Here is a 16,415-nt window from a genome sequence, read left to right on the forward strand (position 1 = left end):
CTTTAATAATATTAATTTACGTTAATGTTTATTTAGAATGATCTTGTTCTTTCTTATATTTTTGAAATCTTTAAGAATCTTCGAAAGAGATTTTGTTGAGAGTTACGTGCTCACTCATTGGGGAGGAGGTCATAACTTTCAAAGAGCTTTCTTAAGAAAGGCATTACATTGTGGTCTTGAGATTATTGGGAGATACTTGAGACTAATGATTAGAATGGGTAGAGAGTGTAGTTAAGGGGACACTCTTAAAAGTGGGGAGAAGTTTATGAATATTTTGATACTTGGTAATACTGCTGGATTAACAAACGATTTCATTTTGAAAACGTTTCCTAATCAAGCAGTTTTTATTTTTGGTCATACAGGTGTAAAGAACTCTCGTAAGAATAAAATCACCGTATATACCAAACATTATGAGAATAATCAATTAGAAGATGTTTTTGATTTTCATGATTATGATCAAATCATCTATTTTTCGGAATATCTCAATTATGGACATGAAAGTTCAGGGGAGATTGAAAATCTCATCAGATTGTTAGAGTGTCTTAAAGATAGAAAAAACAAACGTTTACTTTACATTACAGGTCCTGTCCTTGAGGATGGGAAACGAAGCTTACAGACGACAACTAAGGATACCTTATTATCTTGGACTCGAGAATTTGGGGTCAACCTTAAAGTTCTGCATAGTCCCTTTCTTTATTCAGTCATTAATAAAGAAGATTATCTTTATAAACTGTTTGTACGTTTAGATGATCATGAGCAGGTGGAGTTGAAGGAGTCATCACAAAGTCAGGCGACTTTTATCAGTCTATCTGACTTGGGAGATTTGCTTCACAAATTATGTGAGCGATGGAATGACACCTATGAAAGCATTATTATTCCGGATCCTTTCCAACTGACTTTTGGGGAGCTCTTGCAAGCTTTGGATAAATATTTCCCTAATAAGCAGGTTCATTTCCTAGAGGAAAGAAGAATTAGGAAATATGATAATGATCCTGAAAAGCATCATGATTTGCGTGATAGGTTTGCTTGGTTTATGCGTTATGCCTTGGTGCGTGACTTGCCAGATATTTACGAAGACTATCAAAAACAGCGAAAAGGGTCTCTGCGTGTTTCTAAGTTCCGCAATATCATAGATAATATCGTTAAGCAAAAGAGAAATAAGAAACTTGCTGCTGTTGTCGTGACCTTCTTAGTCTTTGAAGCTTTTCGATATATGACTCAAGGTCAGTTACAGTTCCAATTGATCGACCTACGTTTGCTCTTTGTTGTCTTGATTAGTACAGTTTTGGGCATGGGGTATGGCTTGTTCTCGGCAGTTCTTGCAATTATTGGTTTGACCATCAGTCAAATCATGTCTGGAACTAGCTGGCAACTGCTTCTATATAATACTGACCGTTGGGTTGCCTTTATTGCCTATATCTTTATCGCTGTGGTTTGTGGTTTTGTGGAAATGAAGAAGAAAGATGACAAGCTACAACTAGATAAACAGTTGGAAACAGTTAAGGAAGACTATCTTATCCTTAATCAATCCTACGATACATTACTCCATGAAAATAAAGACCTGAAAAATGCCTTGTTAGCAAGTCAAGATGGTCTTGGAAAAGCCTATTCTTACTTTGTGACTTTAGATCATGCTAGTGTTGAGAAGGTTCTCAGACAGACGATTGATTTGGTTTCAGAGATTTTGAATGCTCCTGTTTCACTTTATGGTGGTGGTCCTTTCCAATATGAACTTCTTTTGGGAGATAACGATAAGAAGCAAGTATCTTTGACAGATTTTAAAGAAGTTGGAGATGCCTTCGGTCATGGACGTGTCTGGGCTAATAAATCATTGCTTGAGAATCGTCCAGCTTATGCCATGGAAATTAGGACCAAGGTAGATGGTACCTTTATCATTTGGGTAGAGGCTGTTCCTTTTGAAGCTATGTCTACTAAAGTGTTAAACGAGCTTGAGGTTCTTTCAAAAATGAGTCGTTCTTTCATTGAAAAGGCAGAACTTCTTGAACAAGCTAGTCATCAAGGGAGGGTTGCACAATGATTCCAGTCCTAATTACTAGTATTTTAACGGTTTGTTACTTCCTATCTATAGCACTTGTCTATAAAGCCATTGTTAGTGGCAGATCAGATTTAACCATTTTTTACTTGATTTTCCCAATTGCTTTACCTTTCTTTGGTGCCGGTCTGATTCATATGATTTCTAAGCCAAATCCTGGTAGACACCGTCGTGGTCAAGAAGCAGCAGTTGGTGGCAAAATTAAAGATTTGACCATTGATTTTGGAAATATCGATGATTTTCAACGTCCTAAGGAATTGGTTGAAGAAGACATCGTTCCTCTTGAAGAATCTCTCTATTTGAATAAGGCTAAGGAAGCTCGTCAGCAATTGATGGGATTGGCTAATAATGATCCATCTCATTTTATGGATTTGCTCTACTTGGCCCGCTTAAATGAGGACAGTGAAATTGTTCACTACGCGACAACCTTTATTTCTGAAATTTCAAGTCAATACGATGAGAAGTTGAGTGCCTTTGAGAAACGTTTTGAAAAGGGTGAAGCAGACTTTGACCTCTTAACCGAGTATTGTGATTTTATGGAAGATTACCTCTCTAAAGAACTTCTAAGTAAACAAATGGAAGGTTTGCTTCGTAAGGAGTACGAGGAACGTCTCTTGCAAAAACTTAGTCACGGAACGACTGCTAAAGACTTAGTGAGAGTTATCCATAATGAACTAGCTCTTGGTTTGTATGATTTGGCTCAAAAGCATTTGACGCAGCTTTCAATTAAATCAAATGCGGATGATGTGTATTATTTGTATTTGGAATATTACTATCAAACTGGTCAGTTTGATGAATTTAAGAACATGATTCGTGAGATGCAAGGCAAACAGGTTGTTCTTTCTAAGGACAAACAAGATCTCTTGAAATTCTGGCAAGGAAAAGAGGTGATGGCATGAAATTAGGTAAAAAGAATGTTATCCGCAAAGAAACCTTGCTAGGGGTTGGCCTTATTTTGTGTTTGGCCATCGGACTCTTTGTTCAAAAGAAGGGGGAATGGTACCCAACTCAAGGTAAGGAAGCCTATCTTACCGGAAAAGTACCATCTACGGCTTCAGTGGTCAAGGATTTAGATAAAGATACTCTGGTTCTTTATGATAGTGAAAACGAGACGAGTCAAAGGGCTTGGAAACAGTTTGAGCAAATTCTAAAAGATATGCGTATGGGAGCTAAGTTAGTCGATGTGGCTAAACACGAGTCCTATTCACTTTCAGATTATAAAAAAGTAGTCCTTCTTGTCACTGACCTTTCTCGAATGGAGGACCAGGTTCAGCCACTAATGGATTGGACTGAAAAAGGTGGTCAAACACTTTTTGCAGTAACCATGGGGAAAGAAAGTAATCTGGATGCCATTGATCATAATCTCGGCGTAAGTTATTCCAATTTTGAGATGGATGAGGTCAAGGAAATCTACGTGGATCCTGACTTCATGATTGGTGGGGGACGCAATTATAAAATTGAAGAACCTTTTGAGTCAGCTAGAAAAGTCTCACTTGAAAGTGATGTTAAGGTACATGCTAAAACAACAGATGATTCTCATACACCGTTGATTTGGGAAAAATCATACGGCAAAGGGAAGTTTGTTGTTGATAACCTTGGAATTTATGAGCGTAATGTCCGTGGTATTTATGCCGCTTCCTATAGTCTTTTAACTGAAGCGACAGTTTATCCGGTAATCAATGGTTCTACCTATTATATAGATGATTTCCCATCACCTGTTCCAGCCGGAGATGGTCGTTTCGTTAAACGTGACTATGACATGTCTGTGTCTGAATTTTATACCAATGTTTGGTGGCCAGACCTTCTTAAACTGCACGAAAAGTATGGTATCGTTCATACAGGTGTGGTCATTGAAAACTATGAGGCTCAGACAGATGGTAAAATTGTTCAACAAAATGATTTAGATCGTTTCAAGTATTTTGGAAATTCGCTTTTGGCTAATGGTGGTGAACTTGGTTATCATGGTTACAACCACCAACCTTTGAGTCCTTCATCTGTTAATTATGGTGAAAAGTATGCCAGCTACAAGACTTGGAAGGATAAGGCTGCTATGAAGGCAAGTCTGTCTGAGTTGATTCGTTTTGTCAACCAACTCTTTCCTAAAGCACAAAAATCAGTTTACGTTCCACCATCAAATATCCTTTCAAAAGAAGGACGAGAGGTAATCGTTAATGATTTCCCAGAAATCAAGGCTATCTCAAGTAACTATTTCCCAGGAGATTTCACTTATTCGCAAGAGTTTGAAGTGTCGCCTGATGGAATGATTGAAGAGCCACGTACAGTTTCTGGTGCGGTTTGGGACGATTTCTCACAGATGACGGTCTTTTCTGAAATGAATATGCACTATGTCAATAACCATTTCCTTCACCCTGATGACGTTCTTGATGTCGATCGTGGTGCAGAATTGGGTTGGGCAAAGATGTACAAGGCCTTGGACAAGGAAGTTAGTTGGGTCCACAATATGTCACCTTCACTAAGGAATCTAACAGGTTCAGAATTAGCAGGTGCTGTTCAGCGTTACGGTATTTTGAAAGTTTCTCAAAAATATACCAAAGACGCTCTAAAAATTGATCTTGAGAATTTTCATGATCATGCTTACCTTATGGTTCGTTTAAATCAAAACGAGGTTAAGAAGGTAAAAAATGGTAAGGTTACGCATTTAACGGGTGATCTTTACCTATTGGAGGCTACGAATAAGTCAGTCACCATCACATTAAAATAAGGCAAAATAGGGGAAATGCCGATGAAGATATGTTTAATTCTTGAAGGGTCCTATCCGTATGTTCACGGTGGTGTCTCTACTTGGATGCATCAATATATTACAGAAATGAAAGAGCATGAATTTGTTCTCTGGGTTGTGGGGGCAACACATGAGCAAAAGGGAAAGTTTGTTTATGAACTTCCTGAAAATGTCGTAGAAGTACACGAAGTCTTTTTGGACTATGTTGTGCCAGATAAAGAAGAAGACATAGAGCCACATCAGTTTACAGATGAGGAAAAACAAGCGCTTAAAGATATGGTTTTTTGTCAACAACCTGATTGGAAAGTCTTGTTTAAACTTTTACAGGATGGTAAGGTCGTTCCTAACGATCTCTTGAGTAGTGAGGCCTTTTTTCAGGTCTTGAAGGATCTCTGTAGTGAACGCTACACGCAGCTATCTTTTTCAGATGTTTTTCACACGATCCGTTCTATGCTGTTTCCACTTTTAAATATTTTATCTTGTCCACCTCCTGAAGCAGATGTTTACCACTCAATCTCTACAGGTTATGGTGGTATTCTTGCAACTTTGGGCAGTTTGACCTATGACAAACCTCTCTTCTTAACTGAACACGGGATTTATACGCGTGAACGTGAGGAAGAATTGCTTCGTGCCAAGTGGGTTTTACCGACAATGCGCCAACAGTGGGTAAGGTTCTTCTATATGTTGTCTGATGCGATTTATCAAAATGCTGAAAAAATTACCAGCCTCTTTACTAAGGCCAAGGAAATTCAGATTGAGATGGGTTGTGATCCAGAGAAATGTCAGGTTATTTCAAACGGGATTGACTACGATGCGTTTTCTCAAATTCCTTTGAAAGAACCGGATGGTTGGATTGATATCGGAGCCGTGGTTCGTTTGGCTCCAATTAAGGACATCAAAACCATGTTGTATTCTTTCTACGAACTAGCTCAGCAAGTACCAAACGTTCGTTTGCATATCATGGGTGGCATAGATGACCAAGAATATGCGGATGAGTGTTTTAGCTTGGCCGATAAGATGGACTTGGGAGATCGTCTCCTATTCACTGGTCGTGTTAATATTCGAGAATATATGAAGAAAATTGATTTTACGCTTTTGACCAGTCTTTCTGAAGGTTTGCCACTTTCTGTTTTGGAATCAATGGCGGCTAGCCGTCCTTGCGTGACGACAGATGTCGGATGTTGTCGAGAATTGCTAGAAGGTCGTGAGGATGACAATCTAGGGATTGCAGGATTTTGTGCGCCACCTACTTGTACAGGGCCTCTTGCAGAAGCTATGAAGAAGATGGCGATTAATGATGCTAGACGTCTTGAAATGGGTGAAATTGCGCGTAAGCGTGTTGAGGCGATATATCAATATCCGCAAATGATCGGTCAGTATCGACGCTTATATGAGGAGGTGGCTGTTTAATGGCCGGTATTGGATTTGAATTACGTAAAATTTACAACGAGGATAGCCTTTTTTCAAAACAAAAGGCCTACGCATATGCTGGAATTGTTTATACCGGTCCTATGCTTTTAGGGATTTTACTTACAGCTGGTGTCGTTGTTCTGACAATGGTCGCGGGAATCAGTGAAAATGAGCGTGATTATATTCTTTCAAACTTAACTTACGCTATTATCTTTTCACTCGTGATTACCAGTCTCTTTTCTCTGGTGGTAACTCGCTTTGTTGCGGACATGCTCTACGAGAAAAAATTTGAGACTATCATCCCTTCATTTTATGCGTCGAGTGCCTTGATGCTTTTGATTGGGACACCACTTTATGCGATCTATCTAGCCTTGGCTAGTCGAAGCTTAGCAGAAGTGGCTATGGGAGTTTTGCTCTTTGGTGAGCTTTGTCTCGTTTGGAATGTCATTACCTACTTGACGGCGATTAAATCCTATAAAGAAATTATCAAAGGTTTCTTTTTAGCGATTGGTGTGACGATTGTCTCTGGGTTACTTAGTATTTTACTACATCAAAAGTATGGTATCTTCCTAAGTGTTTGTTTGGGATACGGTGGAATGATGTTTTGGATGGTTCGTCTTATCCATGACTATTTCCCATCTAATCTTAAAATGTCCTTTGAGTTTTTGAAATGGTTTGATCAATTCTCTGATCTTGCCAAGACTGGACTTTACATGTTGGTGGCCCTCTTTGCTCATATTATTATTAACTGGTTTGGGCCAATTAGTAAGAGTTTTGACGGCTTCTTCCGTACAGCTCCAGTCTACGATGTGCCAGCCATGCTAGCCTACTTAACGACTTTGGTATCAACACTTAATTTCGTTATGTCTGTCGAGGTTTCCTTCTATCCGCATTTCCGACGTTATTTTAACCTATACAATGAAGAGGGAAGTCTTTCGGATATCCAGGAAGCTGAAACTCAAATGCTGGATGTCATGAGTAACGAACTCAAATATGTTTTTTGGAAACAATTGCTAGCGACAATTTTCATTATGTTCTTCGGAAGCGTGGCCTTGACTTATTTACCAATTGGTTTTAACAATCAAATGCATGGGTACTTTTTAACGCTATGTCTGGCTTATGGTCTCTATGCTGTTGGTAATGTAAATATCTTGCTATTGATGTATTTTGCAGATTATAAGGGGGCCAAGAAACTTGCCAAACACTTTGCTATTTTGACAGTAGTTTTGAGTTTTGGTTCTCAGTTCTTGGACTCAGCCTTCCTCGGTTACGCCTTCTTGATTTCTTCTTTACTTCTTTTCCTTGAAAGTGGTCAGGAAATCGATAAATACACAAGTGATCTTCAGTATCATTTCTTAGGAAGCCAAGCCATGGTATCTAAGAATGACGTGGGCTATTTTGAAAAATGGACTGAGCGTTTAGAAAACATACAAAAGAGGTGGGGGAAATGAATAGGAAAAAGAGTTTAGCAGCAGTTTTGTTGCTCTGTACGGTCTTTGGTTTTACAGCATGCGGTTCCAAGGAGCAGACAAAAAACGGTGTGACAACTAAAAAAGTAGATAAACAAGCGGCCACTGATATCTCTAATGTACACTTAAGAGACAAAAAGAGTCTCTATGATAAGGATCATACGAAGGTAACGACCATGTACCTGACTGTACGTCGTGGAGATGCTACAGAAAATCAAAATCACTCATGGTCTGAGGTCAACCAATATTCCGTTGAAGATTATCAGAAAATGCATGTTAAACGATATCAAGTAGCAGGGCTCCTCCAAGTAGGTAACGAGGATGGTCCTGTCTCTGGTGAGTTAGGTTATGACCAAGACGTGCCAAATGCCAGTGTTCAGATTCGTGGGGAAAGTTCAAGTAAGAACGCCCAAAAGAACTACAAAATCAAGATTAAAAAGAACAAGGGTGAGTGGAACGGCCAACGTACGATTAACCTTAACAAACACCAGACTGAAGCCCTTCGCTTTAGAAATAAGATGTCCTATGATTTAATGGAAGAAATTCCACAACTCATGGGTGCTAGAACGAGTTTTGTTCACCTCTACGTTAAAGATGAAACCTCTGACAATCCTTCAGGTAAATTTGAAGATTATGGTCTCTACACGCAAGTCGAACAGATTAACAAAAACTATCTGAAAGATCATGGTCTAGATGAAAATGCCAACCTTTATAAACCAAACTTCTTCGAATTCTTCCGCTATGAAGATACGATTGTTAAAGAAGATGATCCTAAATTCGATAAGGATAAATTCGAGAAACTTTTGGAAATCAAAGGTAGCCATGATCACACCAAACTTATTGATTTTCTAACCAAGCTCAACGATCCATCGGTGAAGATCGAAACCATCATGGACAAGTATGTAGATCCTGAGAATATCCAATATTGGATGGCCTTCCAGATGTTGCTTGGTAATGATGATACACAGAGTCGTAACATGTATCTCTATAGCCCACAAAACTCAACCAAATGGTACATCATTCCTTGGGATAACGATAGTATCTTGATGAAGAATGAACGTCGTTTGGTAAGTAAGGACAGCGACCAAGCCAATAGCTGGGAAGTCGGTGTCAGCAACTATTGGGGTAACCAACTTTTCCAACGTTTGCTCAAATCAAAAGAGTTCCGCAAGGGTCTAGATGAGAAGATGGATGAGCTACGTAAGACAATTACTGGTGACAAGATTACTTCTATGAGTAATGAATACGCAGCAGTCATTAAACCTTACCTAGCTAAGATGCCTGACCAAATGCATGCTAAGACAACACCTGATAATTACGACAAGATTTTGGCAGATTTGCCAAATGAGTTGGAGAACAACTACAAGATTTACAAAACAAGTCTTGAAAAACCACAACCATTCTTTATCAATAAGCCGGAAGTGGCCAATAACAAATTGAAATTAAGTTGGGGTGCCTCTTACGACTTCAATAACAGCAAGTTGACTTACACAGTTGAGTTAGCTAAGGACTATGAATTTAAAGACAAGGTCTTTGAAAAATCTGGTCTCAAGACCCTCAGTGCTGAAACAGATACCTTGCCTAAGGGACAATACTTCGTACGTGTGACTGCAACTAATGAGGCTGGACAATCACAACGTGCCTTTGACTACTATGTCAATAGTGATAACTCTAAACAATTTGGTATCATGAGCTTCTTTGTCCTCGAAGATGGAAAAATTGGGGTAGATGGTTATGAAGACTAAAGAGAAGCCCTTTCGCCATGAGTTGAAATACGTCATTGGTGAACCAGAAAAGGCCCTGTTGACTGAGCGTTTCAAACATTTGATTCAGTTGGATAAGCATGCGACAAATGGTGGTTATACCATTCGAAGTCTTTACTTTGACGACTATTGGAATAGTGCCTATGCTGAAAAAGATGCAGGTATTCTGGTTCGTAAAAAATATCGGATTCGTATCTACAATTTCGGGACCAATAGTATCAAGCTAGAGCGTAAGAAAAAGGTTGATACCTACATTCTGAAAGAGGATGCACCACTAACTGTCGAAGAATTTTATAAAATCATTGATGGGGATTATGACTTTCTCTTGAAAAGTCCCTATCCTCTCTGTCAGGAATTTTACTATGAATGTGTTAGTAACATGATGCGTCCACGGACCATCGTTGATTATGAACGAGAGCCGTGGGTTTATGACTTTGGAACAGTTCGCTTAACCTTTGACCAAAATGTCAGAGTAGCGGTTGGAAGTTTTGATATTTTTGATCCGGACTTACCAACAATTCCAGTCATTGATCCGGAAAAGATGGTTTTCGAAGTTAAATATACAGAGTATCTGCCAAAGATTGTCCAAAGTGTCTTGCCAGGGAAAGCAGACATGATGGCTGTCTCTAAGTACGTATTGGCTTATGAAAAATCTCAGTATCTAAATGGTTTTGAATACTGGGAAGATGGGAATATATAAATCGGAAAAGTGCTAAGTTTGGAAGAACTTAGTATAAAAAGGGGAATTTATGAGTGTTCAAGACTTTATAAAAAAATCTATTTTGCAGTCTGATAACTATGCGACGCAGTCACCGTTTCGTATTGTTATCGTCTTGCTACTTGCCTTGTTGATTGGAGCCTTTATCTATAAGGTTTACCAGCATTTCTTTACAGGCGTTATTTATTCACGCAGTTTTGCCATGACTTTGGTCGGTATGACCTTGCTTACGTCAATGGTAACACTGGCAATCAGTTCAAACATCGTTATCTCACTTGGTATGGTCGGTGCCCTCTCTATCGTCCGTTACCGTACTGCAGTTAAGGATCCTATGGACTTGCTCTATCTTTTCTGGGCAATTACCTCAGGGATTACGGTAGGGGCAGGTATGTATGTCCTAGCCGTTGTAACGTCTATCGTTATCCTACTGATGCTTATTGTCTTTAGCCGCTTGCAAGAGACTGGTAAGGTGTATATCGCTGTGGTTCACTTTGATGGTGAGCACACAGGTGACAAAGTTATTCAAGAACTTGGTCGCATCAAGCACTTTATCAAGTCTGAAACTATGCGAAAAGACAGTGTTGAGATGGCTATTGAAGTCTTTGTGAAAAATAACGACCTTACCTTCGTTGAAAACATTAAATCTATCGAAGGTGTCAAAGACCTTACGCTGATCCAATACAACGGCGAATACCATGGCTAGAAGACGTGAGAAGAAAAGTTGGAGTAGTCGAAAGAAGAAACTTTGGCTCGTCATCTGTCTAATCATCATTACGAGTGGTCTTTATGCCATTTTTGTGTATTTAAATACCAGAAACACAGGTACCAAGTTTGAATATACGCTTTCAGACAAGAGTTTTGGGAATCCGCTCATGGGTTATGTCCCTTCAGCTGAAGAAAAAACAGTTTCTGAAGACATTCACCTAGTCTATGTTGATATTACATGGAAAGAATTGGAACCTAAAAAGGGCCACTATAACTGGGAAACAATTGAAGAAAGTAACCAGTTTAAACGATGGAAGAAAGAAGGCAAGCAGGTCGTCTTACGTTTCTTGCTAGATTACCCTGGCAAATCAAGTCATAAGGATATCCCTAACTGGTTGGGAAATGAAATTTCTGACCTTGGGGATGCTTATAGCACATCCTACGGTAAGGGATTTTCACCAAATTACCAAAATAAACGGCTTAGAAAATACTATAAAGATGCTGTTACTGCTATGGGACAGCGTTGGGGCAATGATGATTTTATCGCCTACATCGAGCTTGGTGGCCTAGGCCACTGGGGTGAGTGGCATGTTCACTCAGATGCGGGCATTCGCCAATTGCCACGAAAAGAAGTTCGTAAGGACTACATTGCTCCGTTTCAACCAGCCTTTCCTAAAGCAAAGATTCTTATGAGAAGACCTTTTGATACAGGTTTGGAAGGTGATTTTGGAATCTACAATGATGTCTTTGGAGACAAATCAGCAACTAAAACCTGGTTAAATTGGATTCAAAATGGTGGATCATATGATCAAACCCAAGAGCAAGCTGCCTTGAAAGCCATGCCTAAGGCCTGGGAGAAAGCACCAATCGGTGGTGAATTAACAAGTTCGCAGTCTATGTCTACTTTGCTTGGTAATAACTTAGACGAGCTTACAGATGAAGCCAAAGCAGCTCATTTGACCTTCTTGGGTCCAAAGGTTGCTGAAGATATTGGTGACGGGCAAGCTGCTTATAAGGAACTCTTGAAGAACATGGGCTACCGTCTCTGGGTATCAGGTTTGACAATTTCCAAAGGAGAGAGCAAGGTTGAAATTACCCTTAATTTGGAAAATTCTGGGGTTGCCCCTTTATATGGGGATTGGCCTGTGGTATTATACTTGTGTAATGCTAATGGTAAGGTTCTTCAAGCCCAACAACTTGATTGTCGTTTGTCAGAATTGCTTCCAGATCAAACAACTGAACTTAAGGCAAGTTTCGCCTATTCCAAAGATCAGAATTATCAGGTGAAGCTAGGAATTCTATCTCCAATGACACAAGAGCCTTCGGTTCATTTTGCCATGAAAGGTTTTGAAGGAGAAGTCATGCCTAAATTAGCAACGATTCAAAAGGATCAAAAAGGCACTGACAAGTAAGAAAGGAAAAATATATGTCTATTTTAATTACAGGAGGAGCTGGCTATATCGGTAGCCACACAACCGTTGAACTCCTTAATGCAGGTTTCGATGTAGTCTTAGTTGACGACTTTTCAAATAGTTCGCCAGCAGTTCTTGAACGTTTGGAAAAGATTACTGGTAAAAAATTTCCATTTTATCAAGGTTCCATTTTAGATACTGATTTTTTGGATAAGGTTTTTACAAATGAAGATATTGAGTTAGTTATTCACTTCGCGGCCTTCAAGGCAGTGGGAGAATCTGTTCAAAAACCTTTGAAATATTATAAAAACAATATCAGTGGTACCATTACTCTTCTTGAAAAAATGAAAGAATATGATGTTAAAAACATCGTCTTCAGTTCAAGTGCAACAGTTTACGGTACTAATAATCCTTCTCCAATGACGGAAGATATGCCAACGTCAGCTATTAACCCATACGGTTATACTAAGTTGATGATGGAACAAATTCTTACAGACGTAGCTGCTTCAGATCCGTCATGGTCAGTCACAAATCTTCGTTATTTCAATCCTATCGGTGCTCATGAAAGTGGTTTGATTGGGGAATTGCCAAACGGTATTCCAAACAACTTGATGCCATATATTACACAGGTAGCTATTGGTAAACTTCCTGAGCTTAACGTCTTTGGGGATGACTATCCAACTCCAGATGGTACAGGTGTGCGTGACTACATTCACGTCCTTGACTTGGCCTCAGGTCACTTGGCTGCTGTCAAATATAATTTGAGTCATAAAGGTGCTGAGATTTTCAACTTGGGTACTGGACATGGTTATAGCGTATTGGATCTCGTTAAGACTTTCGAAGCTGAAAACAAGGTTGCTATTCCATACCGTATTCAAGGACGTCGTGCTGGTGATATTGCTACTTGCTATGCCTCTCCTGAAAAGGCCAAAGAAGTTCTTGGCTGGGAAGCTAAGAAGACCTTGAAAGAAATGGTTAGAGATTCTTGGCGTTGGCAAACGACTAACCCTAACGGTTATGAAGACTAAGTTGCATAACTCAAATTATAAGTCCCTAGAGAGTGTAAGCTAAGCACTAGATTATTTTAAAGTATCCCTAATCTAGTAGCTTCAAAAATAAAGAGAAGAGGAGTGGAAGCAGTCACTAAATGATTACAGATTTAGAACTGTCTCACCCTCTTTTTATGTTTTAGCTTAGCTTTCTATGGTATAATGGAGTCATGACTATTATTAATCAATTCGTCACTTTGGCGAGTCACCTTGTATTTATAGGATTGAGCTACCAAATGCTGATTAGCCTCTTTGATTGGGCAAAAATCATCAAAAATCCGATTGAAAATACTGGTAAATTGAAACTCTTTTTGCTCTTTATCAGTATTGCCTTAGGCTATCTTATCAGTTCCTTTATTCTGTCGGTTTTAGCTTTTGGACAGAATATGGCTAGCTCAATATCTTAAATTAGTGAATTTAAAAGACTTTTGATATAATATAAAAAGATGAAATTGACCCTTGAAAGGAATCCTTATGGATAAAATTATTGTGCAGGGTGGCAACACTCGATTAAGTGGTGAGGTTGTCATTGAAGGTGCTAAAAACGCTGTCCTCCCCTTGTTGGCAGCGACTATCTTGGCCTCGGAAGGTCAAACAACCTTAACTAATGTTCCAATCTTGTCGGATGTTTACACGATGAATAATGTTGTTCGTGGTTTAGATATTGCTGTAGACTTTGACGAGGAAAACAATACCGTTGTCGTTGATGCTAGTGGAGAAATTCTCGATCAGGCGCCATATGAGTATGTGAGCAAGATGCGTGCGTCTATCGTAGTACTTGGACCAATTCTTGCCCGCAATGGGCACGCGAAGGTTTCAATGCCTGGTGGTTGTACGATTGGTAGCCGTCCGATTGACCTCCACCTCAAAGGTTTAGAAGCAATGGGTGCTAAAATTACCCAAGTTGGTGGTGACATCACTGCGACAGCAGAAAAACTAAAAGGTGCAACTATTTATATGGACTTTCCATCTGTCGGTGCCACTCAAAACCTTATGATGGCAGCCACTTTGGCTGATGGAGTTACAACCATTGAAAATGCTGCGCGTGAACCAGAAATCGTTGACTTGGCCCTTCTTCTTAACGAGATGGGAGCAGATGTCAAAGGTGCTGGAACTGAATCACTCGTGATTAAAGGTGTTAAAGCTCTCCATGGTACTAAACATGCAGTTGTTCAGGACCGTATTGAAGCAGGTACCTTTATGGTAGCAGCAGCCATGACTTCTGGGGATGTCCTTATCAAAGATGCTATTTGGGAACATAACCGTCCTTTGATTTCAAAATTATTGGAAATGGGTGTCTATGTTAAGGAAGAAGACGGCGGTATTCGTGTTAAATCTGATGTTTCACAATTGAAACCAGTAACCGTTAAAACTCTACCTCACCCAGGTTTCCCAACTGACATGCAAGCTCAATTTACAGCACTTATGGCAGTGGTAAACGGGGAATCAACCATGATTGAAACAGTCTTTGAGAATCGCTTCCAACACTTAGAAGAAATGCGTCGTATGGGACTTCATTCAGAAATCCTTCGTGATACGGCTATGATTCACGGTGGTTTGCCACTTCAAGGTGCTCAAGTTATGTCTACTGACCTTCGGGCTTCGGCAGCACTAATTCTTACAGGGATGGTGGCTGAAGGAACAACTACTGTTGGTAAGTTGACACACTTGGATCGTGGTTACTATCAATTCCATGAGAAACTAGCTAAACTAGGAGCAAATATTTCACGTGTAAGTGAGGCTTAGTATGGAAACTGGTAAAGGCTATGTTTTTCGTCAATTATTACTTGTTTTGAGTGTGTGTGTGATTGGCCTTGCTTTTCTAGCAATCGGATTGATGATTGGCTATGCTGTTTTAGGAGAGGGCAAGAATCCTATAAGCATCTTAAAACCAGAAACCTGGCAGGCAATTGTTGCTAAATTTACAGGAAATTAAAAGGGAGTGGGAAGTAATCCCGCTCCTTTAGTCATGACATTCATATAAAAGAAAGAGAACAATGGCAAAAAGAAAGACATCTTTAACAAATAAACAGAAACGTCAGCTAGTCTCGTTACTAATAGCGGTCTTGATTGCAGTTTTAGGTTACATTGGGACGAGCAATACGCTATCGCCTAATAATCCAATCAAGCAGGTAGCTAGTCTAGTCTCGGGAAAATCCAATAACTCCGTCAAATCAAACGGTTCAACAAATGGAAAGGCTACGCCACAAGAGCAGCTTGCTGAGTCAGTGATGACTAGCTCCGTCAAAAGTCAACTAGGAAACGCCATTGAATGGAATGGGGCAGGGGCTTATATTGTTAATGGTAATAAGACTAATCTAAATGCTAAGGTTTCTAGCCAACCCTATGCCAATAACCAAGTCAAAACGGTTCAAGGACAAACGGTTCCTACAGTTGCGAATGCCTTATTAAGTAAAGCAACCAGACAGTACAAAAATCGTCAAGAAACAGGGAATGGCTCAACCTCTTGGACACCTGCGGGATGGCATCAAGTTCACAATCTTTCAGGAGAGTATAGCCATGCCGTAGATAGAGGTCATTTGTTGGGCTATGCACTTGTAGGTGGTCTCAAAGGATTTGATGCCTCGACTTCAAATCCAGAAAATATTGCCGTTCAAACTGCTTGGGCTAACCAAGCTAATAGCGAAAGTTCTACAGGCCAAAACTATTATGAAAGCCTGGTACGAAAAGCTCAGGATAAAAACAAACGTGTTCGTTATCGCGTTACCCTTATTTATGAAGGAGACAACCTCATTCCATCAGGTTCACATCTTGAAGCCAAGTCAGCTGATGGCTCACTTGAGTTCAATGTCTTTGTTCCAAATGTCCAACAGGGAATTACCCTAGATTATTATTCAGGGAAAGTAACGGTGAATTAACGAAACAAACGACTCCGGTTGGAGTCGTTTTTAGTATCCAGCAAAATAAAAACCCACCGGCAGGTGAGTTTTTGTTTTATTCACTAGCTTGCTCCCATTGTTTAGAGAGGTAGCGAGAGTAGCTAGAGATGGCAAAGTTAACCACGAAATAAGCTAAAGCCACAATACCGTATAAAGTAAAGATTTGACTAGGTTCGTAGTAACCACCCATCAAAAT

14 protein-coding genes and 1 pseudogene are annotated in these 16,415 nt (G+C 39.7%); 14 read left to right on the forward strand and 1 reads right to left on the reverse strand.

The annotated features are described in order from the left end of the window. Positions 1-265 precede the first annotated feature (265 nt). The 14 genes from O3670_RS08565 to O3670_RS08630 all read left to right on the forward strand — a co-directional run bounded on the left by O3670_RS08565 (position 266) and on the right by O3670_RS08630 (position 16,198). Entirely contained in the window at positions 266-2,038 is a 1,773-nt protein-coding gene (locus tag O3670_RS08565; protein ID WP_371596004.1) for a hypothetical protein, read from the forward strand. Further along, a complete protein-coding gene (locus tag O3670_RS08570) occupies positions 2,035-2,952 on the forward strand; it encodes a hypothetical protein (protein WP_155124002.1) in 918 nt (305 codons plus the stop codon). Before O3670_RS08565 ends, O3670_RS08570 begins: the two co-directional genes overlap by 4 nt. After that, positions 2,949-4,775, forward strand: a complete 1,827-nt coding sequence (locus O3670_RS08575) for a DUF2194 domain-containing protein (protein WP_002883492.1) — start codon at positions 2,949-2,951, stop codon at positions 4,773-4,775. The genes O3670_RS08570 and O3670_RS08575 overlap by 4 nt, the downstream gene beginning before the upstream one ends. 21 nt (positions 4,776-4,796) lie before the next feature. Further along, positions 4,797-6,203 (forward strand): GT4 family glycosyltransferase PelF, encoded by a 1,407-nt coding sequence (pelF, locus tag O3670_RS08580; protein WP_073687268.1) that lies wholly within the window; start codon positions 4,797-4,799, stop codon positions 6,201-6,203. Further along, on the forward strand, positions 6,203-7,654 hold the full coding sequence (gene pelG, locus O3670_RS08585; RefSeq protein WP_021144275.1) for an exopolysaccharide Pel transporter PelG: 1,452 nt from the start codon (positions 6,203-6,205) through the stop codon (positions 7,652-7,654). The genes pelF and pelG overlap by 1 nt, the downstream gene beginning before the upstream one ends. Next, positions 7,651-9,417 carry a CotH kinase family protein gene (locus tag O3670_RS08590; RefSeq protein WP_021144274.1) on the forward strand — a complete coding sequence of 589 codons (1,767 nt, stop codon included), beginning with the start codon at positions 7,651-7,653 and terminating at the stop codon, positions 9,415-9,417. The genes pelG and O3670_RS08590 overlap by 4 nt, the downstream gene beginning before the upstream one ends. Beyond that, complete coding sequence (locus O3670_RS08595) at positions 9,407-10,135, forward strand: polyphosphate polymerase domain-containing protein (protein WP_002883511.1); 729 nt, start codon at positions 9,407-9,409, stop codon at positions 10,133-10,135. The genes O3670_RS08590 and O3670_RS08595 overlap by 11 nt, the downstream gene beginning before the upstream one ends. 49 nt (positions 10,136-10,184) lie before the next feature. Further along, on the forward strand, positions 10,185-10,856 hold the full coding sequence (locus O3670_RS08600; RefSeq protein WP_002890827.1) for a DUF4956 domain-containing protein: 672 nt from the start codon (positions 10,185-10,187) through the stop codon (positions 10,854-10,856). Beyond that, entirely contained in the window at positions 10,849-12,270 is a 1,422-nt protein-coding gene (locus O3670_RS08605; RefSeq protein WP_175057564.1) for a DUF4832 domain-containing protein, read from the forward strand. The genes O3670_RS08600 and O3670_RS08605 overlap by 8 nt, the downstream gene beginning before the upstream one ends. Before the next feature lie 14 nt (positions 12,271-12,284). Next, positions 12,285-13,298, forward strand: coding sequence for a UDP-glucose 4-epimerase GalE (galE, locus tag O3670_RS08610; RefSeq protein ID WP_021144269.1), 1,014 nt, complete (start codon positions 12,285-12,287; stop codon positions 13,296-13,298). Between the two features lie 191 nt (positions 13,299-13,489). Next, entirely contained in the window at positions 13,490-13,726 is a 237-nt protein-coding gene (locus O3670_RS08615; protein ID WP_247915969.1) for a DUF1146 family protein, read from the forward strand. A gap of 67 nt (positions 13,727-13,793) precedes the next feature. Beyond that, positions 13,794-15,065 carry a UDP-N-acetylglucosamine 1-carboxyvinyltransferase gene (gene murA, locus O3670_RS08620; RefSeq protein WP_064525319.1) on the forward strand — a complete coding sequence of 424 codons (1,272 nt, stop codon included), beginning with the start codon at positions 13,794-13,796 and terminating at the stop codon, positions 15,063-15,065. Between the two features lies 1 nt (position 15,066). Further along, entirely contained in the window at positions 15,067-15,255 is a 189-nt protein-coding gene (locus O3670_RS08625; RefSeq protein ID WP_371596005.1) for a DNA-directed RNA polymerase subunit beta, read from the forward strand. A gap of 61 nt (positions 15,256-15,316) precedes the next feature. Continuing rightward, positions 15,317-16,198 (forward strand): DNA/RNA non-specific endonuclease, encoded by an 882-nt coding sequence (locus O3670_RS08630; protein WP_371596006.1) that lies wholly within the window; start codon positions 15,317-15,319, stop codon positions 16,196-16,198. Between the two features lie 76 nt (positions 16,199-16,274). Here O3670_RS08630 and O3670_RS08635 read toward each other — a convergent pair. Continuing rightward, positions 16,275-16,415, reverse strand: a pseudogene (locus O3670_RS08635) (amino acid ABC transporter permease); the annotation flags it as partial.

It is taken from the genome of Streptococcus sp. 27098_8_74, from assembly GCF_041431705.1.
GTDB classification, from domain to species: domain Bacteria; phylum Bacillota; class Bacilli; order Lactobacillales; family Streptococcaceae; genus Streptococcus; species Streptococcus salivarius_E.

Excerpts from the sequence above, each read along its gene's own strand:
- murA (WP_064525319.1), top strand. The coding sequence starts at position 13,794 with ATGGATAAAATTATTGTGCAGGGTGGCAACACTCGATTAAGTGGTGAG.
- pelF (WP_073687268.1), top strand. The coding sequence starts at position 4,797 with ATGAAGATATGTTTAATTCTTGAAGGGTCCTATCCGTATGTTCACGGT.
- O3670_RS08590 (WP_021144274.1), top strand. The coding sequence starts at position 7,651 with ATGAATAGGAAAAAGAGTTTAGCAGCAGTTTTGTTGCTCTGTACGGTC.
- O3670_RS08605 (WP_175057564.1), top strand. The coding sequence starts at position 10,849 with ATGGCTAGAAGACGTGAGAAGAAAAGTTGGAGTAGTCGAAAGAAGAAA.
- galE (WP_021144269.1), top strand. The coding sequence starts at position 12,285 with ATGTCTATTTTAATTACAGGAGGAGCTGGCTATATCGGTAGCCACACA.
- O3670_RS08575 (WP_002883492.1), top strand. The coding sequence starts at position 2,949 with ATGAAATTAGGTAAAAAGAATGTTATCCGCAAAGAAACCTTGCTAGGG.
- pelG (WP_021144275.1), top strand. The coding sequence starts at position 6,203 with ATGGCCGGTATTGGATTTGAATTACGTAAAATTTACAACGAGGATAGC.
- O3670_RS08570 (WP_155124002.1), top strand. The coding sequence starts at position 2,035 with ATGATTCCAGTCCTAATTACTAGTATTTTAACGGTTTGTTACTTCCTA.
- O3670_RS08595 (WP_002883511.1), top strand. The coding sequence starts at position 9,407 with ATGAAGACTAAAGAGAAGCCCTTTCGCCATGAGTTGAAATACGTCATT.
- O3670_RS08615 (WP_247915969.1), top strand. The coding sequence starts at position 13,490 with ATGACTATTATTAATCAATTCGTCACTTTGGCGAGTCACCTTGTATTT.
- O3670_RS08625 (WP_371596005.1), top strand. The coding sequence starts at position 15,067 with ATGGAAACTGGTAAAGGCTATGTTTTTCGTCAATTATTACTTGTTTTG.
- O3670_RS08565 (WP_371596004.1), top strand. The coding sequence starts at position 266 with ATGAATATTTTGATACTTGGTAATACTGCTGGATTAACAAACGATTTC.
- O3670_RS08630 (WP_371596006.1), top strand. The coding sequence starts at position 15,317 with ATGGCAAAAAGAAAGACATCTTTAACAAATAAACAGAAACGTCAGCTA.
- O3670_RS08600 (WP_002890827.1), top strand. The coding sequence starts at position 10,185 with ATGAGTGTTCAAGACTTTATAAAAAAATCTATTTTGCAGTCTGATAAC.